The 25875-nt window shown below is 69.7% G+C and carries 25 protein-coding genes; 11 read left to right on the forward strand and 14 right to left on the reverse strand.

The features are described from left to right. The first annotated feature begins 118 nt into the window (after positions 1-118). Both GUI43_RS01155 and GUI43_RS01160 read left to right on the forward strand, forming a co-directional pair. Positions 119-1030 (forward strand): GNAT family N-acetyltransferase, encoded by a 912-nt coding sequence (locus GUI43_RS01155; protein ID WP_112697554.1) that lies wholly within the window; start codon positions 119-121, stop codon positions 1028-1030. Then, complete coding sequence (locus GUI43_RS01160) at positions 1027-1518, forward strand: barstar family protein (RefSeq protein ID WP_112697556.1); 492 nt, start codon at positions 1027-1029, stop codon at positions 1516-1518. The genes GUI43_RS01155 and GUI43_RS01160 overlap by 4 nt, the downstream gene beginning before the upstream one ends. Here GUI43_RS01160 and GUI43_RS01165 read toward each other — a convergent pair. The 4 genes from GUI43_RS01165 to GUI43_RS01180 all read right to left on the reverse strand — a co-directional run bounded on the left by GUI43_RS01165 (position 1485) and on the right by GUI43_RS01180 (position 4490). After that, positions 1485-1889, reverse strand: coding sequence for a hypothetical protein (locus GUI43_RS01165; protein WP_146758780.1), 405 nt, complete (start codon positions 1887-1889; stop codon positions 1485-1487). The two genes, GUI43_RS01160 and GUI43_RS01165, sit on opposite strands and share 34 nt — an antisense overlap. A gap of 166 nt (positions 1890-2055) precedes the next feature. Beyond that, positions 2056-2493 (reverse strand): nuclear transport factor 2 family protein, encoded by a 438-nt coding sequence (locus tag GUI43_RS01170; protein WP_112697558.1) that lies wholly within the window; start codon positions 2491-2493, stop codon positions 2056-2058. A gap of 243 nt (positions 2494-2736) precedes the next feature. Then, positions 2737-3339 (reverse strand): response regulator transcription factor, encoded by a 603-nt coding sequence (locus GUI43_RS01175; RefSeq protein WP_112697559.1) that lies wholly within the window; start codon positions 3337-3339, stop codon positions 2737-2739. Then, positions 3336-4490 (reverse strand): sensor histidine kinase, encoded by a 1155-nt coding sequence (locus GUI43_RS01180; RefSeq protein WP_112697664.1) that lies wholly within the window; start codon positions 4488-4490, stop codon positions 3336-3338. Before GUI43_RS01180 ends, GUI43_RS01175 begins: the two co-directional genes overlap by 4 nt. A 107-nt stretch (positions 4491-4597) precedes the next feature. Between GUI43_RS01180 and GUI43_RS01185 the strand changes: the two genes are divergently transcribed. The 3 genes from GUI43_RS01185 to GUI43_RS01195 are packed head-to-tail and all read left to right on the forward strand — an operon-like array spanning position 4598 to position 6902. Beyond that, positions 4598-5479 (forward strand): ABC transporter ATP-binding protein, encoded by an 882-nt coding sequence (locus GUI43_RS01185; protein ID WP_112697560.1) that lies wholly within the window; start codon positions 4598-4600, stop codon positions 5477-5479. Between the two features lie 26 nt (positions 5480-5505). Next, positions 5506-6225, forward strand: coding sequence for an ABC transporter permease (locus tag GUI43_RS01190; protein WP_112697561.1), 720 nt, complete (start codon positions 5506-5508; stop codon positions 6223-6225). After that, on the forward strand, positions 6222-6902 hold the full coding sequence (locus tag GUI43_RS01195) for a GOLPH3/VPS74 family protein (RefSeq protein ID WP_112697562.1): 681 nt from the start codon (positions 6222-6224) through the stop codon (positions 6900-6902). Before GUI43_RS01190 ends, GUI43_RS01195 begins: the two co-directional genes overlap by 4 nt. Positions 6903-6916: 14 nt before the next feature. Here the strand turns inward: GUI43_RS01195 and GUI43_RS01200 are convergent, their stop codons facing one another. Further along, positions 6917-8119, reverse strand: coding sequence for a low temperature requirement protein A (locus GUI43_RS01200; protein WP_112697563.1), 1203 nt, complete (start codon positions 8117-8119; stop codon positions 6917-6919). 241 nt (positions 8120-8360) lie between these two features. On the opposite strand from GUI43_RS01200, the gene GUI43_RS01205 reads away from it, so the two are divergent. Then, positions 8361-9446: a hypothetical protein gene (locus tag GUI43_RS01205; RefSeq protein ID WP_112604170.1), complete on the forward strand. Its 1086-nt coding sequence runs from the start codon at positions 8361-8363 to the stop codon at positions 9444-9446. A 124-nt stretch (positions 9447-9570) separates the two neighbouring features. Here GUI43_RS01205 and GUI43_RS01210 read toward each other — a convergent pair whose 3' ends face one another. After that, entirely contained in the window at positions 9571-10458 is an 888-nt protein-coding gene (locus GUI43_RS01210) for a TetR/AcrR family transcriptional regulator C-terminal domain-containing protein (protein ID WP_112697564.1), read from the reverse strand. Between the two features lie 211 nt (positions 10459-10669). Between GUI43_RS01210 and GUI43_RS01215 the strand changes: the two genes are divergently transcribed. Continuing rightward, on the forward strand, positions 10670-11863 hold the full coding sequence (locus GUI43_RS01215; protein WP_112697566.1) for a DUF418 domain-containing protein: 1194 nt from the start codon (positions 10670-10672) through the stop codon (positions 11861-11863). Between the two features lie 175 nt (positions 11864-12038). On the opposite strand, the gene GUI43_RS01220 is transcribed toward GUI43_RS01215, so the two are convergent. The 5 genes from GUI43_RS01220 to GUI43_RS01240 all read right to left on the reverse strand — a co-directional run bounded on the left by GUI43_RS01220 (position 12039) and on the right by GUI43_RS01240 (position 18311). Then, positions 12039-13934 (reverse strand): CocE/NonD family hydrolase, encoded by a 1896-nt coding sequence (locus tag GUI43_RS01220; RefSeq protein WP_112604176.1) that lies wholly within the window; start codon positions 13932-13934, stop codon positions 12039-12041. A 128-nt stretch (positions 13935-14062) separates the two neighbouring features. After that, complete coding sequence (locus GUI43_RS01225; protein ID WP_112697568.1) at positions 14063-14653, reverse strand: TlpA family protein disulfide reductase; 591 nt, start codon at positions 14651-14653, stop codon at positions 14063-14065. Continuing rightward, positions 14650-15084 carry a hypothetical protein gene (locus GUI43_RS01230; RefSeq protein ID WP_112604180.1) on the reverse strand — a complete coding sequence of 145 codons (435 nt, stop codon included), beginning with the start codon at positions 15082-15084 and terminating at the stop codon, positions 14650-14652. The genes GUI43_RS01225 and GUI43_RS01230 overlap by 4 nt, the downstream gene beginning before the upstream one ends. Before the next feature lie 85 nt (positions 15085-15169). Beyond that, positions 15170-17215, reverse strand: a complete 2046-nt coding sequence (locus GUI43_RS01235; RefSeq protein WP_249037609.1) for a M6 family metalloprotease domain-containing protein — start codon at positions 17213-17215, stop codon at positions 15170-15172. Positions 17216-17393: 178 nt separating this feature from the next. Continuing rightward, positions 17394-18311, reverse strand: coding sequence for a dihydrodipicolinate synthase family protein (locus GUI43_RS01240; protein WP_249037610.1), 918 nt, complete (start codon positions 18309-18311; stop codon positions 17394-17396). Between the two features lie 255 nt (positions 18312-18566). Between GUI43_RS01240 and GUI43_RS01245 the strand changes: the two genes are divergently transcribed. Further along, positions 18567-19796 carry a PucR family transcriptional regulator gene (locus tag GUI43_RS01245; RefSeq protein ID WP_112697572.1) on the forward strand — a complete coding sequence of 410 codons (1230 nt, stop codon included), beginning with the start codon at positions 18567-18569 and terminating at the stop codon, positions 19794-19796. A 55-nt stretch (positions 19797-19851) separates the two neighbouring features. Here the strand turns inward: GUI43_RS01245 and GUI43_RS01250 are convergent, their stop codons facing one another. Beyond that, positions 19852-20937, reverse strand: coding sequence for a branched-chain amino acid aminotransferase (locus tag GUI43_RS01250; RefSeq protein ID WP_112697574.1), 1086 nt, complete (start codon positions 20935-20937; stop codon positions 19852-19854). Between the two features lie 388 nt (positions 20938-21325). On the opposite strand from GUI43_RS01250, the gene GUI43_RS01255 reads away from it, so the two are divergent. From GUI43_RS01255 to GUI43_RS01265, 3 genes are all read left to right on the forward strand, one after another. Next, complete coding sequence (locus GUI43_RS01255; RefSeq protein WP_170158637.1) at positions 21326-22360, forward strand: AraC family transcriptional regulator; 1035 nt, start codon at positions 21326-21328, stop codon at positions 22358-22360. Positions 22361-22485: 125 nt separating this feature from the next. Continuing rightward, entirely contained in the window at positions 22486-23382 is an 897-nt protein-coding gene (locus tag GUI43_RS01260) for an SDR family oxidoreductase (RefSeq protein ID WP_112697578.1), read from the forward strand. Positions 23383-23578: 196 nt separating this feature from the next. Further along, positions 23579-24652 (forward strand): FUSC family protein, encoded by a 1074-nt coding sequence (locus tag GUI43_RS01265; protein ID WP_249037611.1) that lies wholly within the window; start codon positions 23579-23581, stop codon positions 24650-24652. Positions 24653-24759: 107 nt separating this feature from the next. Here GUI43_RS01265 and GUI43_RS33645 read toward each other — a convergent pair whose 3' ends face one another. Both GUI43_RS33645 and GUI43_RS01270 read right to left on the reverse strand, forming a co-directional pair. Further along, positions 24760-24918 (reverse strand): hypothetical protein, encoded by a 159-nt coding sequence (locus tag GUI43_RS33645; RefSeq protein ID WP_167457571.1) that lies wholly within the window; start codon positions 24916-24918, stop codon positions 24760-24762. Positions 24919-25066: 148 nt separating this feature from the next. After that, on the reverse strand, positions 25067-25777 hold the full coding sequence (locus GUI43_RS01270; protein WP_112697580.1) for an OBAP family protein: 711 nt from the start codon (positions 25775-25777) through the stop codon (positions 25067-25069). Between the last annotated feature and the right edge of the window lie 98 nt (positions 25778-25875).

The following is a 25875-nucleotide window of genomic DNA, read 5'->3' on the forward strand; positions in this document are numbered from 1 at the left end:
GTACCCCGCCCGACCGGGGCCAACCGTGGGCCCGCCTCATGGTTGTTTCGGCGCTTACAGGTCCTCGGCAGCACAAAATTCCCGTGTCGATCTGGTAAGCGGTGGCTAGCGTACGCGGATGAGCATTGTCCCGAGAACCGGACTGCGGCTGCGGTTCCTCAGCGATCCGGGCGAGTTCCTGGCCGCTGCGGGCGACTACCTGGGCGCCGATCCGGTCATCAGCACGGTCGTGACCACCATCGCGCACCGGCTGTTGTCGCAGCGGGCCGAGGGGATCCCGCAGCCCGACCGCAACTGGTGGCTGGTGGTCAGCGACGACTCCGGCACCGTGGTCGGTGCCGGGATGCGCTCGGCGCCGTATGCCCCCTATCCACCATTCCTGCTGCCCATGCCCGACGAGGGGGCCGTTGCGCTGGCCCACGCGTTGCACGATCGCGGGGAGGAGGTCCTCGCGGTCAACGGGGCCCTGCCCACGGTCGACCTGTGCGCCACCGCGCTGGCCCGGCTCGGTGGGGGTGAAGTCCAGGTCTCCCAGCACACACGGCTGCACGAGCTCGGCGAACTGACGTGGCCGCCACCGGTGCCTGGCGGCTTGGTGGCCGCGACCGAGGACGATGCGGGACTGGTCACGGAGTGGCTCGCCGCGTTCGTGGGCGACGCCGACGAACAGGCGGGCCGCCCGCGCGGTACGAGTGCGCACGAAGCGCCCGACCACGCGGAGGTGCTGCGTCGGCTCCACGCCGGACGGCTGTGGTTCTGGGTCGACGAGACCGGGGAACCGATGCACCTCACCGGTGCCAACCCACCGTCGTTCGGGGTGGCCCGCTTGGGCCCGGTGTACACACCGCCGGCCCAGCGCGGGCGCGGTTGGGCCAGCAACGCGGTCGCCGAGGTTTCCCGCCGAATCCGGGCCGAGGGCGCGCGGGTCTGCCTGTTCACCGACCAGGCCAACCCGACGTCGAACAAGATCTACGCCGCCCTCGGCTACCGGCCGGTCGTCGACATGGCCAACCTGGTCATCGTGCGATGAGCAGCCGGTGGAACGGCTCCACCGATCGGGTCGTGGTCTGCTCGCGCAGTGCACTGGTCGAGTTGGCGGCGGTGTTACCGGCAGCGGGCAGGTTCGTCGTCGCCCGGCTCGACGGAACGAGGATGACGGACGCGGACCACGCCTTCTACGAGTTCTCCGACGCGCTGTTCTTTCCGGGCTACTTCGGCTGGAACTGGGACGCGCTGTCCGATTGTCTCCGCGATCTGCACTGGTTGCCGGCGGACGGGTATCTCATCGTCGTCGAGAACGCGCCCCGGATGCTGTCGAGCAGTGCCGAGGATCGGCGCACGCTGTTCCGGATCCTGTCGCAGGCCGTACATCACTGGGCCAGCCCGTTCGGCCAGCCAGAGTTCGCGGTGCTGCTGCTCTGCGACCGCGACGACGAGGCGGCGCTGTTGCGGCAGGAGATCGCCCGCGCGGACGACGGTACGCCTCACCGAGACGGGTTCGCTGATCGTCGGCCGTAGGAAACGGTTGTCCCAACCAGCAGCACTGCTCCTGCGAAGAAGTAGGTGTTGATTCCGATACCGGTCCAGAACTCGCCAGTGGAGATGTCCGCCACCCCCACGAAGCCACCGCGACGGATACCGCTGACCATGAGAAGATTCTCCACCATCCCTGGAACACCCCGGATGACGAGCAGGATGCTGCCGAACAACAGTGGCGTCAGAAGTAGCCACCGGGGAAGACGTCGAGCCGGCGGGCGGACCGTGGCCAGAACGACGGCTGCTCCGATGGCCGACATCGAGATGAGCACCACGTTGAAGATCACGTAGGCCCTCATGCCCCACGGTCCATCACCGGTTGGATCGGGCCCAGGGAAGAACACCAGGATCACGTGGGACACCACGAAGAAGATCAACCAAGCCAAGGCGCCGTACGCCCAGCGACGGCCTCTGCGAGCGGGCATACCAGCACCCTCGCCGAGGCAGCACCGTGACGCCTCCCGCCCTGGGCGGGTCTCACTCCCCCAGCAGAGCGAGGTGCGGGAGCGTCAGATGCTGCTACCGGGGTGCCACTCTCGGCATGATTCTCCGTTCGCCGGTGGCGGCCATCGAGTGCATCGCGCCGCTGGCTAGCGGGATCAGCCGGGCCAGGCCCGGCTGTCCGTTGCGTCGGGCCAGGTCGGGCCCGAGGCGAGCCATCAGCAGGGTGAGCGCAGGCAAGGGCCGGACGTAGAGGGTGATGTGACTGATCAGGCCGTCGGGGCCCAGGCGCAGTCGCTGGGCTTCGTGGAGACGCACTGCGCCGACCTGCGCCTCGTAGAAGAGCGCCACGGTACGGCGCTCGGCGACCTGGTCGGTGTAGGTGATGTCGTCGATCGCGGCCAGAGCCGCCTCGAGCAAGGTGCGTACCTGCTGGCGGCCCTGGAAGGTGAACTGATCCGTGATCGGCGAGACCACTGTGACATCGGGGCTGAGGGCGGCGACTCTGGTGCTCATACCGCTGTCACGTCAGGACCGCTTCGGGAGACGGCTCTCCCGCCGTCGGCACGTTCGTCCGCAGCGGTCGTTCGGCATTCACGGCTGGGGTGTCCACGTCCAACGTAGACCGTCGATGGCGTACGCGAGGTCCCCCGGTTGACAGGCGGGATCGCCGCCGCCCTGCTGGATGTCCTGCCCGCCGTGGCGGACGACCTCTCTCCTTTGACAGCCGGAACTCACGGTCCGCGACGGTGGACGCGTCTACAGCCAGTCGTGTTCGCGGGCGTAGCGGGCCGCTTCGTGGCGGGTCCGGGTCTGGGTCTTGCGCATCGCGTTGGAGAGGTAGTTGCGGACGGTGCCCGGAGCGAGGTGGAGCCGAGCGGCGATGTCGACGACCGAGTAGCCCTCGCCGGTGACCCGCAGGACGTCGGCTTCACGGTCGGTGAGGGGGCAGTCCTCGGTGACGGCGAGCACTGACACGTCCGGGTCGATCCAGCGCTTTCCCGAGTGCAGGGTGGCGATGACCGAGGTGATGTGGGCTGGCTCGGCGGACTTGCTGACGAAGCCCTGGACACCGAGCTTCAGCGCCTTGCGCAGGACGCCGGGGCGGGCATGCCGGGTCAGCATGAGGATCACCTGCTCCGGTCGCTCGCGGCGGATCTCGGCGACCGCGCCCAGGCCGTCCACGCCCGGCATCTCCAGGTCGATGACCAGCACGTCGGGCCGGTGCCGCAGGGTGGCGGCGATCGCCGTCCGGCCGTCCTGCGCCTCGGCGAGAACGGTGATGTCGCCCTCCATCGGCAGCAGCGCGGCCAGGGCCGTGCGCAGCAGCGCCTCGTCGTCGGCGAGCACGATGGTGGTCATCGGCCGTCCTCCCCGCTGACCGTCGGGGCCGCGTCGGCCCGAGCGGGTGGGAAGACCGCGGCGGTCAGGAACCGCCCATCCTTCTGTTCCACGGTCAGCTCACCCCCGTCCCCCGCCACCCGTTGCCTCAGCGCCGCAAGTCCCCTGAGTTCGAGGGCCGTGGTGGCGGTCACGCCGTCGTTGACGATGGTGATGCCCGACGCGGCGAGCGTGATCTGCACCTGGGTGGCCTGCGCGTGCCGCAGGATGTTCGTGGTCGTCTCCCGCAGCACCTGCCCGAGCAGTTCACTGGCGCGGGCATCGACCTCGGCCTCCCGGGTCACCCGGACCCGGATGCCGGCGGCCTCGAACAGGTTCTTCGCGTTCTCCATCTCGGCGGTGAGGTTGAGCCGCCGTTGCGCGTAGGCGAGTTCCTTCGTCTGTGCGATGGTGTCGCTGACCAGCGTGTACGTCTCCCGCAGCTCCTTCTCCGCCCGAGCGGTGTCGCGGAGCAGCAGTCGCTGGGCCAGGGCGATCTTCAGCTTGACCACGTGCAGGGTGTGGCCCTGGATGTCGTGCAGGTCGCTGGCGAACCGCACGCGCTCCCGGACCACTGCCAGCTCCGCCTCGCGTTCCCGGGTCTGTTCGAGCTCCCGGATGAGGTCGTAGAACCGCTCGCCCACCACTGTGAAGACCGTCACGATGACGGTGAGGGCGGTCGGGATGAGAACGTAGGTGACCAGGACGTGACCGATGTCGTCCCGCTGCACCAGCAGCCGTGCCGCGCCGACGGCGGCGACGTAGGTGAACAGCCCGGCCATCACCAGCTTCCGGCGTCGTCGCACCTCGCGCAGGGCAAGCGAACCTACGGCGCAGACACCCCAGTAGGCGTTGGGGCTGCCGGTCACCAGAACCCCGAGCGGCCAGACCGCCGCTGCTACGACCAGGCAGGGCAGCGCGACCCGGGCGAGGTCGTTGGCCGTCCACCGTTCGAAGGCCACCACGGCCGCCACGGCCCCCGGCGCCAGGACGACGACGTGCCACCAGGTACGCGCATCGGTGTAGAGCAGGACCACCGCGGCGAACACCACCGGCGGCAGTGACGTGGCCAGGTTGAGCCGCCGCAGTCTTCCCTGCGTCGACTCGGTGAAGCGCGCCGATCTCCCGGTCACCACCTCAGTATCCGGCAGCCAGGGGCCACGACCAGTGACACCACGTCACATGCGGTGATGACGTGGTGCCACTGACGGGTCGGCCGCGCCCGCGCTGTCATAGGTGCATGTCCACCACACCCGTCATCGAAGTCGAACGGCTGAACCTCACCTACGGCGACTTCCACGCCGTCAAGGACCTCTCCTTCGAGGTACGACCGGGAGAGCTCTACGCACTGCTGGGCACCAACGGAGCCGGAAAGACCTCGACCCTGGAGGTTGTCGAGGGACACCGGAGGCCAACCTCGGGCACCGTACGCGTCTTCGGGCACCGCCCCGACGACCGACGAGCGGTACGTCCCCGAATGGGTGTCATGCTCCAGGAGAGCGGATTCTCCCCGGACCTCACCGTCCGTGAGTCCGTCGGTCTGGTCGGTCGGCTCACCCGGCGCACCGACGATGTCGACCGGGTGCTCGACCTTGTCGACCTCACCGGCCGAGCCGGCCGCAAGGTGTCGCAGCTGTCCGGCGGGGAGAAGCGGCGGCTGGACTTCGCCACCGCGGTCTACGGCACCCCGGAGCTGATCTTCCTGGACGAGCCGACCACCGGCCTCGACATTCAGTCCCGCGACGCCGTCTGGACGACGGTGGACCGGCTCCGGGAGAACGGCGCGACCATCGTCCTCACCACGCACTACCTGGAGGAGGCACAACAGCGCGCGGACCGGATCGGGCTGATGCACGAGGGCGCCTTCCACCGGGAAGGCACCGTGTCCGAGCTGACCCGCACCCTGCCCGCGGTCATCCGCTTCTCGCTCCCGGCACCGGCGCCGGCGCTGCCGGTGCGGGCCGCCGTCGACGCGGACGGGAAGGTCACGGTCGAGACCTTCGAGCTGCAGAAGGACCTGCACCTCCTGCTCGGCTGGGCCCAGGACCACGCCGTGGAACTGCGGGACCTGGCGGCAGGGCCGACCCGGCTCGACGACGTGTTCCGCGCCATCAACAGTTGATTCGATCTTCCGCGAGGAGCCTCACCGTGTTGTCCATCGCGTCCAGCGAACTCATCCAGATCTTCCGCAACCGGCTGGTGCTGATCACCAGCCTCATCATCCCGTTCGCGGTCTGTGCGTTCTTCGTCCGTCAGCACGAGACCTACGCCGCCATCGGGAGCCTCGGCTACATCGCCGCGATCGTCGTGTTCACGGTGGCCGCGTTCGGGCTCTACGCCACGGCCGTCACCACCCTGGCGTCCCGGCGGCAGAATCTCTTCCTCAAGCGGCTGCGCTCCACCGCCGAAGGCGACGCCGGCATCCTCGCCGGCCTGCTGCTGCCCGTACTTCTTCTCGCCGTGGTGCAGGTGACCGCGATCCTGACCGCTCTGGCCGTGGTCGCCGGCGGACCGGCGAACGTCGCCCTCCTGGTGGTGGCGGTCCTCGCGACCGTGGCCATGATGATCGGCCTGGCGCTGGCCACGGCCGGGCTGACCAACTCTCCCGAACACGCCCAGGTCACCACCCTGCCCGTTACCCTCGGCGTGATCGCCATGGCCAGCTGGGTGGGAATCTCCGGCACCGAGAACCTCGCCTGGCTCAAGCGGCTGCTGCCCGGTGGCGCGGCCACCGAACTGACCATGAACGCCTGGAACGGCGGCGTCGCCGTGACCGACTCCCTGCTCCTGCTCGCGCCCACGCTCGGCTGGGTCGTCGTCGCCGTCGCCCTGGCCAGCCGACTCTTCCGCTGGGAGCCCCGCCGATGACCACCGAAGCCCGGTCGGACGCGCCGACAGTGGTGGAAGATCTCCTGCTGCTCCTGTTCCAACCCCGGTCCGGGACCATCGCGGGAGAGAACACCCTCTTCTACGTCCTCGGCGGCGCCGTCCTCGCAGACCTCGCCCTCGGCGATCACCTGACCACGACGGACCGGGAGCGGCTCAGGAGCGTGTCGGGTCACCCACCATCGGATGGTCTCCTGCGCCCGGCGTGGGACTACCTCGCCGAGAAACCGAGGGGGGTGCAGACGGCCCTGGCCGCGATCGGTCCCGCCCTGCGCAAGCCGGTGTTGGAGCGGCTCATCGCGCGAGGCGACATCGACCAGGAGCCCCGTAAGGTGCTCGGCCTGTTCCGGACGACGGCCCTGCTCGAGGGCAGGACCGAACGACGGGCCCGCCTGCTCGCCGACGTTCGTCGGGTCCTCGTGGACGGCGCGGAGCCGCAGGCCCGTGTCGCCGCGCTCGCGGCGTTGCTCTCGGCGAGCGGAACGCTCCCGCAGTTCCACCGCGAGATCCCGTGGACGTCACCGGTGATCAGCCGAGCCAGGGAACTCGAGCGGGGCAACTGGGGTGCCGACGCCGCGGCGGCGGCCGTGACCCGCACCGTGACGGCCACCGTCGTCAACAGCGCCGTCGTGGCCATCACCGTGCTTCCTCGAAACTAGGGCGCGTCCGCCGCTCACTGCCTGGAGTTGGCCGGGTGCGGCCGTTCGGGCGGTTTCCCCCTGGCGTGGGCGGCGTCGGAAGCGGCGATGCCGGCGAGGACGATGACGGCGGTGACGGCCACGGCCAGCGGCGGCAGAAGGATCATGAACGGCGAGGCGCCGGCAAGCGCCAGAGCGCCGATGATCCGGGAGTGGGACACCCGGGCGAAGACGGCATGTTCCACCAAGGCTCGCCCGATCAGGAAAAGCATCGGTCCGCCGAGGACAACGAGGATCCACGCGGCCTCGGTGTGCCCGAACGGATGTTCGATCACGATTTCGTATCCGACGGCAACGGCGACAATCCCGGCAACCATGAGTACGTGCGCGAGGAAAGCTTCCCGGATGAGGTGCGCCGGCTCAGCGGCGGCTCTGATGGCTTCGGGCAACAACTGACCCGCCCTGAAGACGTAGACGCGAAACAGCAGCACAGTGGTGATGAATGAAACCGCGAAGGCCGCTGCGGCTCCGCCCTGCCGGAACGATGTGTCGCTGTAGGCCGAGCCGGTCGTCAAAATCAGTTCGCCCAGCGCAATGATGAAGAATTGTCGGTAGCGCTCAGACAGGTATTCGGCCAGGACGGGCCACCGCCGTTGGGTGGGGCGGGACCACGGCGCGGGGTAGAACAGCAGCAGTGCCGCGCCGTCGATGGCGATCGCGAGCGTCCACAACAGGCTGCGGGCCCAATCCGTCACGATCGCGCCGGCGATCCAGGGCACGGCCGACAACGTGAACCAGAAGAACACTCCAGCCGCTCGGCGCTGGGCTTCGTGGCCACGCAGTATCGGCACGATGACCAGCCCACGAACGATGTGGACGGCGACGTACGCGCCGGCGAAGGCCAGACTTCTGTCCCCGAACGCCTGCGGCACCGCGACTGCCATCACCAGCGCCCCGAGCATGGCGGTGTAGACCAGCACCTGAAGCTGCGGCCGCTGCGGATCATAGAGGTCGGTGACCCACGCCGTGACGAACCACAGCACCATGAAGGCCAGCAGCAACAACAGCGTCTCGGCGGCCTCGATGAGGACGACTCGCTGCTCGGTGAGCTCCTCGACCAGCCGCTGCGAAACCCGGTTGAGGGCAAAGATGAAGACCAGGTCGAAGAAGAGTTCCAGAAGGCTCGGTCGTTGCGGTTGCCCAGGCTTTCGAAGCAGCGCTGCTGCCCTTGTCGACATGGGCCGCCCATTCCTGCCGGCTTCGCCTGTCTGGGTATTGGTACCACGCCGGGCAGGTCGTCGAGTCGATAAGCCAAGAACGCCGGCGCAGACCCGAAGCGCCGCGATGTGCTCGCACTGCTCAGAAGTTGGGTTACGGGTAGCGGACAGCCGACACCAGAGCACGATGTAGCCGACTGTGACCATCGGATCACTACGTGCACACTCCTCTCCGACATGTTCCCGTCGACTGGAGGAACAGATGCGTCTCCGATCGTTCGTCACCACAGCACTGGCCGCCGTCCTGGCCGCCGGCGCGCTCGCGCCGGCGGCACCGGCCGCGGCGGCCACCGCCGACCGCTGGGGCTTCGCGTACGTCAAGGACCCCACCGTGCCGGCCTGGACCGTGCTGGACACCAGCCGGCAATGGGGTAGCTGGAAGACCGCCTTCCCGGCCGCCTGGGCCGACGGCATCAAGCTCGCGCCCGGCCGGTTCCAGGTCCGCTTCCCGCAGATAGGTGCCAGCTCACGGGGTGTGCCGCACGTGACCCCGGTGAACCGGACCGGTCACTACTGCGAGGTGGTCCGCTGGTTCCAGTCGGGCGCCGACGAGATCGTGGACGTGCAGTGCCACAAGCCGGGCGGCACGCGCGATGACACTCCGTTCACAGTGCTCTGGACGACCAGCTCGGGCGTGCTGCCAGCCGCTACCGCCCACGCGTACGTGCAGTGGACCAGCGGCCTGGTGGCGCAGTCGTACAACTCCACCGGCGTGGTGAACACTGCCGGGCCGGTGGGCGTCGGGCAGTACCTGGTGCGGCTGCCCGGGGTGGGATTGGCCGGGCTGCTCGCCGGCAACGTGCAGGTCACCGCAGTGCAGCCGAACGCCGGTCCCCGCCGCTGCAAGGTCAACTCCTGGAGCGCGGTCGGCACCGGTGTGCAGGTGTACGTCTTCTGCTACGACCAGGCCGGCGCGTTCATCAACACCGACTTCGTCCTCTCGTACCACCGTCGGCGGCCGGTGATCGGCTCCCTCGGCCCGCCCTCGTACTTCGGTTACCTGGGTACCGCCGTCGGCGGGCCGACCAACGACAACTCGGTGCTCGGCGTCGGTGCGAACACGGTGGCACCGCTGGCGCCCGCCGGCCGCTACCTGGCGACCTTCCCGCAGGTCGGCCTCAAGGAGACGCACGCCCAGGTGGTGGCGCAGGGCACGGGTAGCAACTACTGCCACCTCACCCAACCCTGGACCTACACCACAAACGCCGACGTCGACGTCATCTGCTTCGACAACGCCGCCGTCGTCACCCCGCACCGCTTCCTGGCCACCTTCACCTCCCGGCTCTGACGTCGGGCCGCGCCGGCGGTGGCGGTTTCCGTTGCTGCCGGCGCGGTCAAGGGCCAGCACTCTCGCGGCGAGGCTGAGCCCGCAGTGCCGGTGGTCGTCGTGGCCGCGCGCGAGGCGGATTCCGTCATCGCAGGAGCGGGGCGAGGCCGTCGAGGAGGCGCTGGAGGCCGAACTCGAAGAGCGTGTCCAGGCTCCAGACCATGTCGTCGGCGGTGATGAAGCGGGCCATCAGCGGGAGCCGCCCGTCGGCCAGGACCGCACCGATCCGTTCTCCGTGGGCCGCCATCCACTGGGTGTCGGTCAGGCCGCTGTCCTGCTCGGCCTGCGCCTCCTCGGCCAGGTTCACCGCCGTGCCGCGCACGTAGTTGGCCACCGTCACCGCCGCCGTGAACTGTGCGTTCAGGTCGAGCCCGCGCCCGTCCAGGGCCCGCATCGCCCACTCGGTGTGGGCCATGGCGTGCGGGGCCGGCAGTGGCCGGGTGAAGGAGAGTGCCTGGGCCAGCCAGGTGTGCCGACGGTACATCGCCCACTGCAACTGGGCGAACGCCTCCAGGCAGACCCGCCAGCCGTCGTGGTCCGGGGTGAGGGCCGGGGGCGGGTTGTCGGCCATGACCTTGTCGATCATGAACAGCACCAGCTCTTCCCGGTCGGCCACGTACCGGTAGATCGCCATCGTCGGAATGCCGAGCTGGCCGGCGAGCCGGCGCATCGACAGGCCGTGCAGCCCCTCGGCGTCGGCGATGGCCACGGCGGCGGCGACCACCTGCTCGCGGTCGGGGTCGGGTGCTCTACCCGCACCAGCGGCGGCGACCACGGTGCCGACGCCCCGCACGGGTTCAACGAGACCCCGTTCGCGCAGCGTCGCCAGGACCTTCGTCGCGGTCGCCATCGCGATCCCGTACTCGGCCATGAGCTGTCGGGTCGACGGGATCCTCGCCCCGGGCGCCAGCTCGCCCGAGGCGATCCGGTCCGCGAGATCGGCGGCGATCCGGCGGTACGGCGGTTCCTCCACAGCAGCCTCCCGTGCACTAGTGCAGTCACGGTACCCCGTGGATGAATACGGGTGTCAGCCTCACTATTGCTGGTTGCTAGTGCACTCATACGCTGTACGGCATGACTGATTTCGTACCTCTGAAGTCGCTTCGCAAGACCTACCACGGCCCGGTGACCGCGCCCCACAACGGCACGTACGCCGACACCGTGGCCTCCCGAGGAGCGATGTCATGACTGCGCTCCGACCTGGTCAGCGGGGCCATGCCCTGGACGTGTCCGCCGAGAACATCGACGACGCCCGGATCAACGTCGTGGACGCGTTGCGCGGGGTTGCGCTGCTGCTCATCCTGCTGGTCAATGTGTGGTACTTCAGCTCCGGGTATGCGTTCCAACTGGTCAGTGATCCGTCGTACGGCGCACTTGACCGGCTGGTCGCAGGTGCGGTTGAACTGCTGTTCGCGATGAAGGCGTACCTGCTGTTCTCATTCCTGTTCGGCTACAGCTTCACCCTGCAACTCGACTCGGCGGCCCGGCGCGGGGCCGTCTTCGGCCGGTCGTTCCTGCGCCGGCTGACCGGGTTGTTCGTACTCGGCGCGCTACATGCGGTGCTGCTGTTTCACGGCGACATCCTCACCACGTACGCCTTGCTCGGTCTCGTGCTGCTCGCCGTTCGGCGGATCGAGCCGCGCTCCGCCCTGACTGCGGCGGCGATCATCGTGGGCGTTGTCGCGTTCCTGGTCGGTCTGGCCGCGGTTCTTGGTGCCGCGGTGGTACCGGACCAGGCCGCCGCGGTCACCGCCGGTGCGCGTTCGACGGAGGCCCTACGCGGAGGGCTCGGTGATGTCGTCCTGGAGCACCTGCGCTCGTTGCCGGCAATGCTCGGCGCACTCGCCGTGCAAGGGCCGTTGGCCTTCGCCGCGTTCCTCGTCGGTCTGGCCGCTGGCAAGCACCGGATGCTCGCCGCCGCGCACACCCACGAGAACGTGCTGCGCCGATGCGAGCGGGTCGGCTATCCGGTTGGTCTGGCCGGCGCCACAGTGTTCGCGATCGGCGGCGGCACGGCGAACATGACCGGACTGATGGTCAGCATCCTCACCGCGCCGTTCCTCGCGGCGGCCTACGCCGCGACTCTACTGCGCCTGTTCACACGGCGTCCGCGCGTCGCGGACGCGTTGGCGCCTGCGGGACGCATGGCGCTGACGAACTATCTGGGCCAGTCGCTCATCTGCGTGCTCGTCTTCACCGGCGTCGGGCTGGGCCTGGCCGGCCACACCTCGCCGGCGCAGACGCTGCTCATCGCACTGACAATCTTTGTGGCCCAGGTGGCTGCCAGTTACTGGTGGATGCGGCGGTTCCGGTACGGCCCGTTCGAATGGGCGTTGCGCGGGTGGACCCATAGCAGGCGACCCGCCATGCGACGGTAGGTCCGACAGCTCACACCTGCGCGCACCGGCTCGCGGCGGCTGGTGGTGGCTTCCCCGGCGAGATTGGCCAGGTGTCGGCAGCGAGACGGCCCGACGATCGTCGGCCCTCCGCGGAGGGTTGATCGCCGGGCCGTCCCGGTGACGAGCCGCGCGTGGCGGCCCGCCGGTCAGCCGGTCAGAGGCCGGCGGCGTGTGCGGCGGCGGTACCGCCGACCACGGGTAGGACGATGTTGCTGCTCTTCAGCGCGACCTGCAGGTTCGCGGCGGTGGTGTCCGCCTGGCTGGAGTACTGCGGGTAGCTGGCCACGATGATCACGCCGATCCGGTGGCCGGGCTTGAAGACATAGTCCTCCGGCAGCAGCGGGAAACTGAAGTTGTACGACTCCCCCTGCACCAGCGGCACGGCGACGCGGATCGACTGCCGGTTCTGGGCGTCCATGATGCCCTTGGTGACCAGCTCGTAGTCGGCAGTGGCCACCCGCTTCGTGGTCTGCTTGTAGCAGCCGTCGTCGGTCGGGCTGCTCTGGCCCCAGCAGTCCTCAGTGGTCAGGGTGATGATCCCCTCACCGGAGGCCCGGTGCGCGACCCGCTCGTCGGTGCCGTAGTCGACCAGGATCGCCCCGAGGTTGGTGTCGGTCTGGTCGGCGGAGGCCCGCAGTTGCACGGTGGGTGTGCCGGAGATGTGCAGCGGCGCGGAGAGTGGCGCGGAGAGGAAGGCCAGCCGGTTGGGCTGCACCACGTCCGGGTTGAGGATCATGGTGTTCTGGCTCTGCGTGCGGCTGTCCTGGAACGCCCCGGTCGCCGGCTTCGCGGTGGGCACCAGCCCGAGACCGCCCGCGCCGGTGGTGCCGGGCTGCAGGAACACCTCCGTGTCCGCCTTGCCGGGGATCGGCCAGTCGGCGTGGGTCTCCCACACGTCGGCGGACCGCTCCAGGTCAACCCGCGGCTCGTCCATGATGCCGTTGGCGACGTTCTGCAGCCAGAAGTCGAACCACCGGTGCAGCGTCGACACCCACACCGCGCGGCGCGAGTCGAACGGGTCGACGTGGCCCTCCTGCGACAGCCACAGCTTGCGCGGCACGTTGTTCTCCGCCAGGGCGTACCAGAACTTGCTGAAGTGGTCCGGCCGGACGTTGTCGTCGTTGAGGCCGTGATAGAGCAGCACGCTGGCGGTGACGTTGGGGACCTTCTTGACGTAGCTGCGCTCGTTCCAGAAGGCCGTGTAGTCGCCGTGCTCGTCGCCATCGGCGGCGCCTATCGCGTCGCGCACCGGCTTGCAGTACTCCCGGCGCTCCGGGTTGGTGACCGTGTTGGCCAGCGAGGACACGTAGCTGTTGCCACGGGTGACCACGCCGTTGCTGCGCACGTAGTCGTAGTACTCGGTCGGTCCGCTGATGGGCACGACAGTGGTCAGGCCCTTCACGCCGGTCACCGCCGTGGCCATGGCCAGCGAGCCGTCGTACGACTTGCCGATCATCCCCGTCCTGCCGTTGTGCCAGTCCGCCTTGACGACCTCACCGGCGGCGTTGCGGGCGGTGGCCCGGCCGTTGAGCCAGTTGATGGCCTGCTTGGCGCTCAGGTTGTCCTGGTTGGCGTTTGTGGTCGGGCAGCCGGTGGAGTTGTTGGTGCCGACCATGTCCAGCAGGATGACCGCGTAGCCGCGCGGCACGAAGTAGTTGTCGTAGAACAGCGGCCACTTGTCGAGCAGCCCGTCGCCGTCGAGGTCCGCCTTGCATTCGGACTCGTTGCCCCGGCAGACCGTCGAGTAGTAGGGGCTGGCGTCCATCACCACGGGGGCCTTGAGCCCCTGCGCGGTGGCCGCCGGCCGCATCAGGTCGAACGCGATGATGTCGCGCAGACCGTCGTTGTCGCTGTCGAAGGTGGAGTCGATGAACAGGCGTTCCCTGATGGCGTCGGCGTAGCCGAACACCGGCTGGGTGACGCCGTCCTGGACGACGATCGACGGCGGGCCGTCCGCAGCCGACGCCTGCGGCGCCGCGCCGAGGGCGGCGAGCACAGTCGCGGACAGTACGGCCACGCCTGTGCGCCAGCGCGTTCCCACTGTAGGCATGCAGTCTCCTTGATGTGTCCGAGGCTGCGTACGCTACGAGCCGGTGGCCTGCACCACCATCTGCACGTGTAGGAACTTCACCGGGTGTGGTTCGACGCGGGCCGCACCGAGGTGCCTGCGCGACGGGACTATGGCTGGTCGGCCAGCACCAGCTCCCGCAGCCGTCGGTCGAGTGTCGGGGCGTCCAGCCCACCCGGCCAGCCGCGGAGCAGGGCGCCACCCTTGGCCACCAGCACGACGGCCGGGGGTTCCCGCACCGCGTACGAACGCCAGATCGTCTGTTGGTCGTCCAGGACGACCGGATACTCCACCCGGTGCGCGCGGAGGTAGTCCTGGACCTCGTCGGCCTGGTCCGCGCCGGCCACGCCGACGAAGATCACCCGGTCCCGATAGCTGCGGGCCAGCTCGCTGAGGGCGGCCTGGCTGCTGGCGCAGGTGGTGCACCAGGAATTGAAGAAGATGAGCACCACGGGACGCTGCGCCCACAGCTCGGCGGCGGCGAACGGTGTGCCGTCGGTCAGCGCGCCGGTGAACGCCGGGGCGGCCGGGGCGGTGCCGGGCGCCGGGCGTAACGCCAGGTCGGCGGGGACCGGCCCGGGCAACGCCGCCGCCCCTCCGGCGGGCGCCGGCGCGGGCGCGGGCTCGGGCTCGGGCTCGGGCGTGCTGCATCCGCCCAGCAGCGCCGCTGCCAGCAACAGCGGCAGGAGTGCCCGCCTCATGACGGGACCACCGCCACCAGCGCCGGGCCCTCGCTGCTGTCCGGCGTCAGGTCGAGCGCCGGTCGGCCGTCCACCTCCAGCCGATAGGAGGTCCGCTGCGGCACGCGCACTCCGACGGCGAACTCGCAGTAGGTGGGCAGGCGCTCGACCCCCAGATCCTCGGCGAAGGCGGCCACCGCGGTCCCCGCCGGCAGTTGCCCGCTGGCCAGCGCCGCTCCGTCCGGGTCGAGCACGCGGAACGGCGCTCGGTTGTGGAAGTGCTGGTACGGACCGGTGCCGGCGCAGTCCACACCCGCGGCCCGGATGTTGATGTCGCGAACCAGGACCCGGACGGTCGTCGGATCGACCGCCTCCTGGGCGGCGCCGACGGTGCCGCAGCCGGTCGCGCCGGCCAGCAGCAGGGGCAGCAGAGTCGTGATGCTTCGCCGCACGTCATCCTCCTTCCGTCCGCCTGCCGGGTCCGTGGCGGCCTACCGCCGCGGACCCGGCAGGAACGGGGTCAACCTCGGACGCCGGTCAGGACTTCTCGACCCGGCACTGCTTGGTCACCGTCTTCGTCGGGTCGCTCTCCGAGGTCGCGGTGAGCTTCACGAAACCGGTGTTCGCGGCGGCGGCGGTGGCACCCACCGACACCTTGACCGTGGTGGCCTTGCCGAACTGCGCGGTGGCGAGCTGGTTGGGCAGCCAGGTCCGCCAGCCCTTGCCGGCCACCTCCGCCGACAGGCGGTAGACGTCCGACTTCAGGTACGCGCTGACGTCCTCCGGGTGCTGCTGCCCGCCGGCCGAGTAGGAACCGGTGTTGGTCAACTCGAACGAGCAGGTCACCCCGCGGTTGGTCGGCTTGCCGCCGCCGGTCACCTCGCCCTTGCCCAGCAGCACGTCGTGGCTGCTCGGCCCGCCGGTGCCGTCGAGCGAACGCACCGCCACCGTGTAGGAGAGCGAGCCGGCCGAGTCCCGCTTGAGGTCGATGATGTAGAAGTGCAGTCGGTTGGCCTCGTCGACGTACTCGTACTGGCTGCCGGTGTCCGCGCCGGCGTGGAACAGCGCGTCGGAGAGCTGCCGGTAGTCACCCATGGTGATCTTCTGCGGGGTGCCGTCGGGCCGATAGAAGTCGATCATGTCGATGTCCTGCGGGTTGGCGTCCACCACCCACTGGAAGGGCGCGCTGTCGGCGTTCTTCGTCTTGCTGACCAGCACGCCGCTGTCCGGGGTGAAGGAGTCCGCGCCCATCCGGTCGACGACCTCGACCGTGTAGTTGTTGAAGTTGCCACCGTCGCACAACGGGTCGGTGGTGACACCACACGTCGGCGACAGGTCCTTGTTCAGCGCGATGTTGACGCCGCTCAGGCCCTTCTGGCCGGCGTCGACCGCCCGGGCCGTGACCTGGGCGACCACGAGGCCCGAGGAGGCCAGCGACTCCCGTGACAGCCGCAGCACGTGCTCCTCACCGAGCAGCCCGATCTTGAGCTTGTCCCGCACGGTGTGCAGCGAGCCCATCGAGCCGCCGTTGGTCGGCGGAATCTGCCAGCGGGTGTGCGGACCACCCGGGCCGTTGAACGACCCGCGCGACATCATGCTCCAGATCCCGGTGTACGCCCTGCGCAGCGGCTCGCCGTACGGGTTGTTGTAGTTGTCACCGATGCCCAGCAGATGGGTCAACTCGTGGGCGTAGACGCCCATGCCGGAGCTCTCCCCCTGCGTCGAGGAACCTCCGCCGGCGTTCGGCCACAGTGTCGCCGCCGCCTTCCACGAGGTCCAGTCCACGTAGCGCGTCTTCGCCCAGTTCGGCAGGTTGGGGTCCGGCGGGCCCCAGGCGTCCGGCACGTCCTCCTTGTTCTGGAAGATCATCTGCCCGAACTCCTGCCAGGTCGACGACTCGTCCTGGCCGGCGCTGAGGATGAACACCAGCTCGTACTGGTTGGCGACCTCCTCGCCGACGGCGGCCCGCCAGGCGCCCAGACCGTCGGTGCGGATGTTCTTGCCGCACACGTCCCCGCTCGGGCAGGCGCCCGGGTTGAACCCGTTGTCCAGCCCGTACTGGTAGGACTTGGACGGCATCTGGTACGGCCCGAACCCGGTGAGGTCGACGCCGTAGCGGCCGTTGGAGTCCTGCATCCAGTACTCGTGCAGGGTGTGACCCTTGTTGAGGGTGTTCGGGGTGTTCAGGAAGTCCTGGTAGAACTTCGGCACGTCGGCCCGGGGAATGTTGGTCGCGACGGACTGGGGGTTGCCGAAGACCGTCGAGCGGGCCCGCTGGGAGACCGCGAACGTCTCGTCAGGATAGTCGAGCGCCACCAGGGCGATCTTGAAGTTGCGGACCGAGCCGGACACGCTCGGGTCGGCCCAGTTCTTGCCGGGCACGGCCTTGTAGTCGTTCCAGGTCATGGTGTCCGGGTTCTGCCAGGCCTGCGGGTCGAGGACCTGGAACGGCGCGGTACCGCCGGCCGGGTTGGCCGGTGCCGCGGCGGCCTGCGCCGCGCCGGTCGCCACGAGCGTGGTCACCACGGCTGCGGCCAGCACGGCCCGCCTCAGTCGGGTGCGGTGGGGGGTAGCACGGTGCACGGAACCACCTCTCGTCGGAGGGAACGCGGCGCTGGCGTCCCGGTGGGGGTGCCGCGGAACATCTGTCAGCAGGCCGCGCAGCGAATCTAGGAGTACGGGCCGGTGCCGGTCACTGTGCAGATGTCGGCAGGTGGGCCGGCGACTTCCGACACCTGAATGACCGGCGCCCACCGGCGGATCAGCCAGGGCCGGCCCCGGAAGCCGGATCGGCCGTTGCCCCGAGGGCCCGCAGCACGTCCCGGCGCACCCGGTCGGCGGCAGTCCCGGACAGGGGTCCGCGTGGTGGGCGGCACCGCCCACCGAACCGTCCGGCGCACTCCATGGCGAGCTTGACGGCCTGCACGGCTTCCGGCCGGGAGGCCCAGCCGAGGATCGGGTGCAGCTCCGAGTAGAGCGGCAGCGCCCGGCCCAGGTCGCGGGCCACGCACAGCTCGTACAGGCGCACGGCCTGGCGGGGCAGCGCGTTGGGCAGGGTGGCGACCCATCCCGTGGCGCCGCACAGCACCAGTTCGAGCACCACGTCGTCGGCGCCGACCAGCACGTCGACGTGCGGGCAGAGGTCGCGCAGGCGGTGCAACCTGCGTACGTCGCCGGTGACCTCCTTGACCGCGACGATCCCGTCGATCTCGGCGACGGTCGCCAGCAGGTCCGGCGTGAGGTCCAACCGGGTGTCGTACGGGTCGTTGTGGGCGATCACCGGCAGACCGACCGCCGCCACCTCCCGGTAGTGGGCGACCACGTCGGCGGCGCGGGCGGCGGGCCAGTCGGGTGGCCGTGCGAGCACGCCGTTGGCGCCGGCCTCGGCGGCCTGCTCCGCCCACCGGCGGGCCTGCCTGCTGCCGTAACCGCCGACGCCGGGCACCACCGCGCAGCCGGACGGCGCGGCCTGCACCGTCGCCCTCACCACGGCGGCCCGCTCGTCGTCGGAGAGGGCCCGGTACTCCCCCATCGACGCGCAGGGCGCGACCCCGTGGCACCCCTCGGCGGCGAGCCAACTGACGTGTTCCTGGAGCTTGTCGAAGTCGACCGACAGGTCGGCGCGAAACGGCGTGGTGATGGCGACCAGCACGCCCCGCCAGGGCCTACCAGTTCCCACTCGGCAATCCCCTCCCCACCGGCGCCGCCCGTCATCCCGCCCGGACCGTGCGCGGCGGCGCTGGTGCGATCCGTACCGGAACCCTAGGAACGTCTGTCGCCCCCGGTCTTCGGACAGATGCCGGAACAGTCGCGACGCCGTCCGTCTTTTTGTCGTGACTTCGACAGTGGACCTTGCGCGATGACCCACCCGCACCGGAGGGTAAGGACTGGCGGTCGCGCGATCCCTGTCACGCAGCGCAACCATGGGAGTTATATGCACGGCGAGCTCCAGCGAATCGTCGACGCCGTCGCCGCCCGGGTGGGGCGACCCGCCCTCATCGAGGACCGGCGACAGCGGGTGGTCGCCTACAGCGAGCACGACGGCCCGATGGACGACGTCCGCCGGACGTCGATCCTGCGCCGGCAGACGACGCCGGAGGTGATCGCCTGGTTCCGGGGCATGGGGGTGCTCACGGCGCACGTGCCGGTCCGCACCCCCGCGTGCGCCGAGCTGGACCTGCTGGCGAGGGTCTGCGTGCCGATCCGGCACGACGACCTGCTGCTCGGGTTCGTCTGGTTCATCGACGCGGACGGTTCGATGACCGACGCGGACATCGCCACCGCGACCGGCCCCTTCACCGACCTGTCGCTGGCCCTGTACCGGGAGAACCTGCTCGGGGAGCTCGCCTCACAGCGGGAGACCGAGGCCACCCGCACCCTGCTGGTGGAGAGCCGGCAGGCGCGCGAGCACGCGGCGCGGGCGCTGTTGGAGGAGGGCGTGGTGGTCGCCGACGGGTCGACGGTCGCGCTCGTCGCCCAGCTCGTGCCGGCCGCCGGGCGGCAGCCGGACGAGGTGGCCCGGATCGCCCTGGAACAGGCCCTGGTCACCACCCGCCGGTGGATCGGCGTACGGGAGACGCTGCACCTGGTCTGGCACGACCACGGCGTACTGCTGGTCTGCGGCGACCGGGTCGCCGGCCGGCCCTCGCCGGAAGCCTCCGCCGGGCACCTCAACGACGCGCTGGGCACCGCGACCCGGGGCCTGGCCTCGGTGGACCGGACGGTGACCGGGATCGGCCAGCCCCGCGCCGGGCTGTCCAGCGCTGTGGAGTCCTACCAGGAGGCCGCGCAGGCCGCCCGGGTCGGCACGCAACTGCCCGCGCTGGGCGGGGTCGTCTCCTGGGCCGGCCTCGGCATCTACCGGGTGCTGTCCCAGCTGGACAGCCAGCACCTCGACGTCGCCGGTGTCCATCCCGGGCTGGAGCGGCTGCTGCGCGACGACGCTCACCAGGTGCTGCTGGAGACCCTGGAGGCCTACCTCGACCTGGCGGGCAACGCGCACGCGACCGCCGAGAAGCTCCGACTGCACCGGACGACCCTCTACTACCGGCTGCAACGGGTGGAACAGCTCGCCGGGACCGACCTCAAGGACGGTAACGAACGGCTGTGCCTGCACCTGGCTATGAAGCTCGGCCGGCTCAGCGGCGACTACCGCACGCCGTGACGCCGCCGGTGCCCGTGGTACCACCACCGGCAGCCGCGCGGCTGGACGGTCCTCGTCACACGAGGCGGGTCATCCAGCCGTACGGGTCGGCGGCCCGGCCGTACTGGATGTCGAGCAGGTGGCGGCGCAGCCGCATGGTCACCGAGTCCTCGGCGCCGGCCTTCGGGGCGGTCACCTCGCCGCCCTCCCAGACCAGGCGCCCGACCGGCGTGACCACCGCGCCGGTGCCACACGCGAAGACCTCGGTGATCGCGCCGGAGGCCACGCCCTCCTGCCATTCCCGGATCTCCACCGGGCGCTCCTCGACCTCCAGGCCGAGGTCCTTGGCAAGGATGAGGATCGACCCCCGGGTGACGCCCTCGAGGATCGTGCCGAGTTCCGGGGTGATGATCCGGCCGTCCGCCGTGATGAAGTAGACGTTCATTCCGCCGAGCTCCTCCACGTAGCGGCCCTCGGCGGCGTCCAGGAAACAGACCTGCTCACAGCCGTGCTCGGCGGCCTCGACCATCGGCGCGAGGCTGGAGGCGTAGTTGCCGCCGCACTTCGCCTCGCCCGTGCCGCCCCGCGCCGCCCGGGTGTACTCGGTGGACAGCCAGATGGAGACCGGCTTGACGCCACCGGAGAAGTACGCGCCGACTGGGCAGGCGATCACCATGTAGGTGATCTCCTTCCCCGGGCGGACCCCCAGGAACGGCTCGGACGCGAACATGAACGGCCGCAGGTAGACGCTGTATTCGTCCTCGTCCGGCACCCACACCTGATCGGCGCGGACCAGTCCCTCGACCGAGGCCATGAAGTCCGGCACCGGCAGTTCGGGCAGTGCCAGCCGCCGGGCGGACCGGGCGAAGCGCTCGCCGTTGGCCTGCGGCCGGAACGACCAGATGGAGCCGTCGTCGTGCCGGTACGCCTTCATCCCCTCGAAGATCTCCTGGGCGTAGTGCAGTACGGCCGCCGCCGGGTGCATGAGGATCGGACCGAAGGGGATGATCTCGGAGTCCTGCCAGCCGCCGTCCGGTCTCCACACCGCCCGTGCCATGTGGTCGGTGAAGTACGTGCCGAACCCCGGATTCGCCATGATCTCGGCTCGCCGCTGCGCGCTCGCCGGGCTCGGATTCTGGTGCAACGGGAACGACAGGCTCATCGCCGGGTCCTCTCAATGGCCGCATCCCTGGGCGCTCAGGTCACCAGAACGAACACGCAGGGGAAGGTTGTCGGATGACCAGTGCAGAATACCGACCGTAATGTCGCCGGTCGCAGACCGCCGAGCTGCCGCCCCGCTTCGTCGAGATCGCGCATCGCACCGGCATCCAGCTCGACCACGAGGCCGCCGCCGAGGTGACGGAATTCTGAAACCGCGGTGGTCGAACGGCGAATGGTTGGACGCGGGTGCCCTTGCCCGACTGCTTGACCGAGGGCACCCGCCGGATCACCCTGGCAACGGCCCGAGCGGCGATCTACCTGCTGCATATCCGCGGCCGGGGCCCTACCGCCACCGGGACGGACGGCGCGCTACGCCTGCCGCGAAGTCGATGCGTATCGTGGATAAGAAGGTCGCCTGGCACCTGGGCAGGAGGGGTGGAGGCATGCTGGACGGCACCGTCTACTCCGGCTCGCACTGGCAGCGCTACGCCACCGCTGAGACCGATGAGGCGCACGACTACATCCGGCGAGCCTTCTTCGACGTCAAGGTGCGGTTCGCCGGCGGGAGCCGCGACGGAGCCGGCCTGCGCACCATCACCACCAGGCTCACCGACATCGGCGTGACCCGGCTGCACTATTCGGCGCGCACCCAGGTACAGACCGCACCGGACGGGGACCTGACCATCACCCACCTGATGAGCGGTCGCTTCATGATCGCAAGGAACAAGGACGAGTACCGCTTACGGTCCGGCGACGTGGTGCTGATGCTGCCGGATCAGCCCCAGGAAGCTGAATTCGACGACGTCGACTCTTTCACCACCCGCCTTCCCCGCGCCCTGCTGGAGGAGGCCGCCCACGCGCAGACCGGCATCAGCGGCGCGGATCTGCGCTTCGACAGCTCCCGGCCCATCTCGGCGGCGCTCGGCCGCCACTGGACCCAGACCCTCTCCCATCTGACCCGCAGCGTGCTGTGCGACCCCGCGCTCATGGCCAACCCGCTGGTCGTCGGGAACACCCGCCACCTGCTCGCGGCGACGGCCCTTGCCGTGTTCCCCAACACCGCCCACGACTCGGCCCCGCGGGCGACCGGCGAGGTCACTCCGCAGGCGTTACGCCGAGCCGTTACCTACGTCGACGACCACGCGGACCAACCGATCACGCTGGACCAGATCGCCGCCGCGGCCGGCGTGCGCCCCCGCGCTCTGCAACTCGCGTTCCGCCGCCACCACGACACCACTCCGATGCGGTACGTCCGCCAGGTCCGCCTCGAACGGGCGCGCCGCGACCTGCAGGCCAGCAGCCCGACCACCGGTGTCACCGTCAGCATGATCGCCACGCGTTGGGGCTTCACCCATCTCGGACGCTTCAGCACCGACTACCGCGCCGCCTACGGGTGCAGTCCTAGCCACACTCTGCGCACCTGACGTCGGCCTCACCAGGAGGGAGCGCGTATCCGGCTTGCGCCGGCTCGCCTCCCGGTGGGCGTGTGGCGGACTGCCGCCCGGGTAATCGGCGGACTCGGACGCCGATGACCCGAGAGGCGGCAGACATGCCCGACCAATACGTCATGCGCGACCCGACCACCCAGTACCCCAAGTCCGGGCCGGAGTTCAGCCAACAGCAGCCGGGGCCGGGCCTGCAACAGCAGATGGGGCCGCAGCCGGACGCCGGTGAGCACAGCTACCGGGGCACCGGCCGGCTGACCGGTCGCAAGGCCGTGGTCACCGGCGCCGACAGCGGCATCGGTCGAGCCGTGGCCATCGCCTTCGCCCGCGAGGGCGCCGACGTCGTCCTTTCCTACCTACCTCAGGAGGAACCGGACGCCCAGCAGGTGGTCCAACTGATCGAGGACGCCGGGCAGCGGGCGGTGACCATGCCGGGCGACGTCACCGACGAGGCGTACTGCACCGAACTGATCGAGACGGCGCGACGCGAGTTCGGCGGGGTGGACGTGCTGGCCAACATCGCCGGCAAGCAACAGGAGGTCCCGGACATCGCCGACCTCACCACTGAGCAGTTCGACGAGACGTTCAAGACGGACGTCTACTCCCTGTTCTGGCTCTGTCGGGCGGCGGTGCCGCAGATGCCCGCCGGTAGTGCCATCATCAACACCACCTCGGTTGAGGCGTACGAGCCGGCACCCATCCTGCTGGACTACGCCGCAGCGAAGTCGGCCATCAACACCTTCACGAAATCGCTGGCCCGGCAGGTCGCACCGAAGGGCATCCGGGTCAATGCCGTGGCGCCCGGTCCGGTCTGGACTCCACTGCAGGTCGTCGGTGGCCAGCCGGCTGACGCGCTGAAGCAGTTCGGTGCACAGACCCCACTGGGACGTCCCGCGCAGCCGGCGGAGATGGCCCCGGCGTTCGTGTTCCTCGCCAGCCAGGAGGCCAGTTACGTCATCGGGGAGACGCTGAGTGCCACCGGTGGCATGCCCACCCCCTGATCGCAGGGGCCCCACCCTGCCAGCGGTCGGCCGCCGGGTTCGGAAGACGGCGTGACGGGTAGTCCGCCATGTGGCCGCTTCCCGATCCGAGCCCGGTGATCACGCACCGCTCGACGCGGTGGGTGGCCGCATCCGGAGCTTGACGGCCGGTACCCGACGTCGGGGAAGTCGGGCGGGTCGGCTGCGGCGGCGCCAAATGGAGATCATCGGGCTGATCGCGGTGCAGGCAGGACTCGCGGCGGCGCTCGCCTGGTGGCTGGCGCACGACCTGTTGGGTAATCCGAACCCCGTCTTCGCACCGACAGCGGCGGTGGGCACCATCGCGGCGGCGATCGGCCAGCGGACAAGGCGCACCGTCGAACTGCTTGTCGGAGTGGGGCTCGGCATCGCCATCGGGGACGGACTGGTCCGGCTCATCGGCACCGGAGCATGGCAGACAGGCATCATCGTCGCCTTCGCCATCGCCATCGCCCTCGGCCTCGTGGGCCGAGGCGGCACCGTGGTCAGTCAGGTGGGCGGTACGGCCGTGCTGATCGCCACGCTCTCCTCCAGCCAACGGAATCTGGAACTACCCCGGGTCGTCGACGCAGTCACCGGCAGCGTGGTGGGCCTGGTCGTGGTGGCGTTGCTGCTGCCCCTGAACCCCATGCGCGTCATGCACCGCGCGGCCGCGCCGGTCTTCGACGCGCTTGCCGCGTACCTGTGTGACATCGAGACGGCGATGCGCACCAGCGACCGGAACCGCGCGAGACAGGCACTGAACGGACTCCGCGCCATGGGACCGGATGTGGAACGACTCCGCGAAGCCCTCAGCGGCGCCGAAGAGGTGGTGACTGTCGCACCGGCCCGGTGGCACTGGCGGCGCCACGTCGAACACTACGACCGAGGTGTCAACTACCTGGTTCGGGTCATCGACGACAGCAGAGCGCTGGCCCGACGGTCAGCCACGATGATCCAGTATCAGGAAAAGCTGCCCGGCCACCTTCCCGACGCCGTCGCCGCCCTGGCCGAGGCCATTCGCCAGTTGCACCGGGAGACACGGGCCGACAAGCCCCACGAGCGCACTCGACGCCATGCCCTGCGGGCCGCGGACGAAGCCGGCCGGGCCATGGCCACCGGTTTGCAGAACTTCGGTGTCACCACCGCCACGCAAGTCCGGGTGACGGCCAGTGATCTGCTCAGGGCAACCGGCTGCTCGGCGGACGAGGCGAATCGGCAGGTTCGGCAGACAGCACGTCACGCGGAACAGGCGGCCTCCGCCGAAGGGTGACCATTGACTCGTAGCCGCGCCGACCCGCCGGGACCTACCAGCCAGCATGCTGCCTGCGAACGCGTGCGGTGCCGGCACCCGAGAGGGTGCCGGCACCGCCGCATTCGTCATCGCTTGGCGTCGTGTTTGGCCATCTGGGGCCGCTCGCCCTTGCCGACCTTGCGCAGGGCATCACGCAACTGATCCTCGGTCATCTTGGAGTTACCCTCGATGCCCGCGTCGTGGGCCTGTTGGCGAAGATCGTGCAGCTTATCCCGGTCACCCATGTCACCCTCCCCGTGGTGTCGTGGCGCAGGCGGCTCCGCGCCACCCTCGCCCATCGCCTTCCCGTCGCTACCGGGTGCAAACTGCCTCAGCCGGCACCTGCCAGGCGGATTGTCGGGCGTTACGGACGCGAACAGGTCGAGCACTGGACTACCGTCCGGTGCTCCGGTCCACCGCGCCGGGGAGCGGGGTGCTGTCCGGGAATGCGTCGTCGAGCAGCGCCACCCCGTCCTGGGGATGTGCGTGCTCAACCAGCTCCGAGCGGGAGGCGCGCTTCTCGGCGCGGTCGACGTCCATGGCCTGATTGCGGTGCTGCTCCAGGGCCGGATCACACTGCCCATCGCGGTTGAACGACCACATCAGCATCGGCTCGCCCAACGGCAGCGTGTCCCCCGGGCCGGTGTCAAGGCGACCGGTGTGCCAGGTGTGCCAGGTCTTGCCGTAGCTGTTCATCAACATCGCCATCAGCGCCCGCTCGGCGGGCTCCGGCAGGCCCGGGGCGATCAGCGAGCCGCCGAGCACCTCGAAGTTGTGCGGGTGCCAGTACCCGCGTTCGCCCTCGGGCAGCGTCCCGTACAACCGTTCGGAGACGATGTACTCGACGCCGATGAGGTTGGCCTCGGCGGTATTGCCGTCGAACAGCACGCACTGCAGGAAGTCGTCGTTGACCTGACGGCAGTAGTGATGTGCCTCCATCTGCATCGACGGGTCGTCCTTGGCGGGGTGGAACCCGACAACGTAGGCATCGAAGCCCTTCAGCGGCGTCGTTTCCTGAAGGGCTTTGGAACCGAGCGACAACCCCTGGTGCCACAGGCTCGTCGACTCTCCCGGCGGTCGTACCGGGGACGGGCGCCGTTGCATCAATCACTCCTTCGCCAGGCTCGTGTCGTCTTCAGCAGGCTAGGTGGGCTGAAGACCAGCTTCCGCGTTTTCGGGGTGCCGCCCCGCGTTCGGGTATT

Origin of the sequence: Micromonospora noduli, from assembly GCF_003264365.1 — a bacterium.
In the GTDB taxonomy this organism is placed as follows: Bacteria; Actinomycetota; Actinomycetes; order Mycobacteriales; family Micromonosporaceae; genus Micromonospora; species Micromonospora noduli.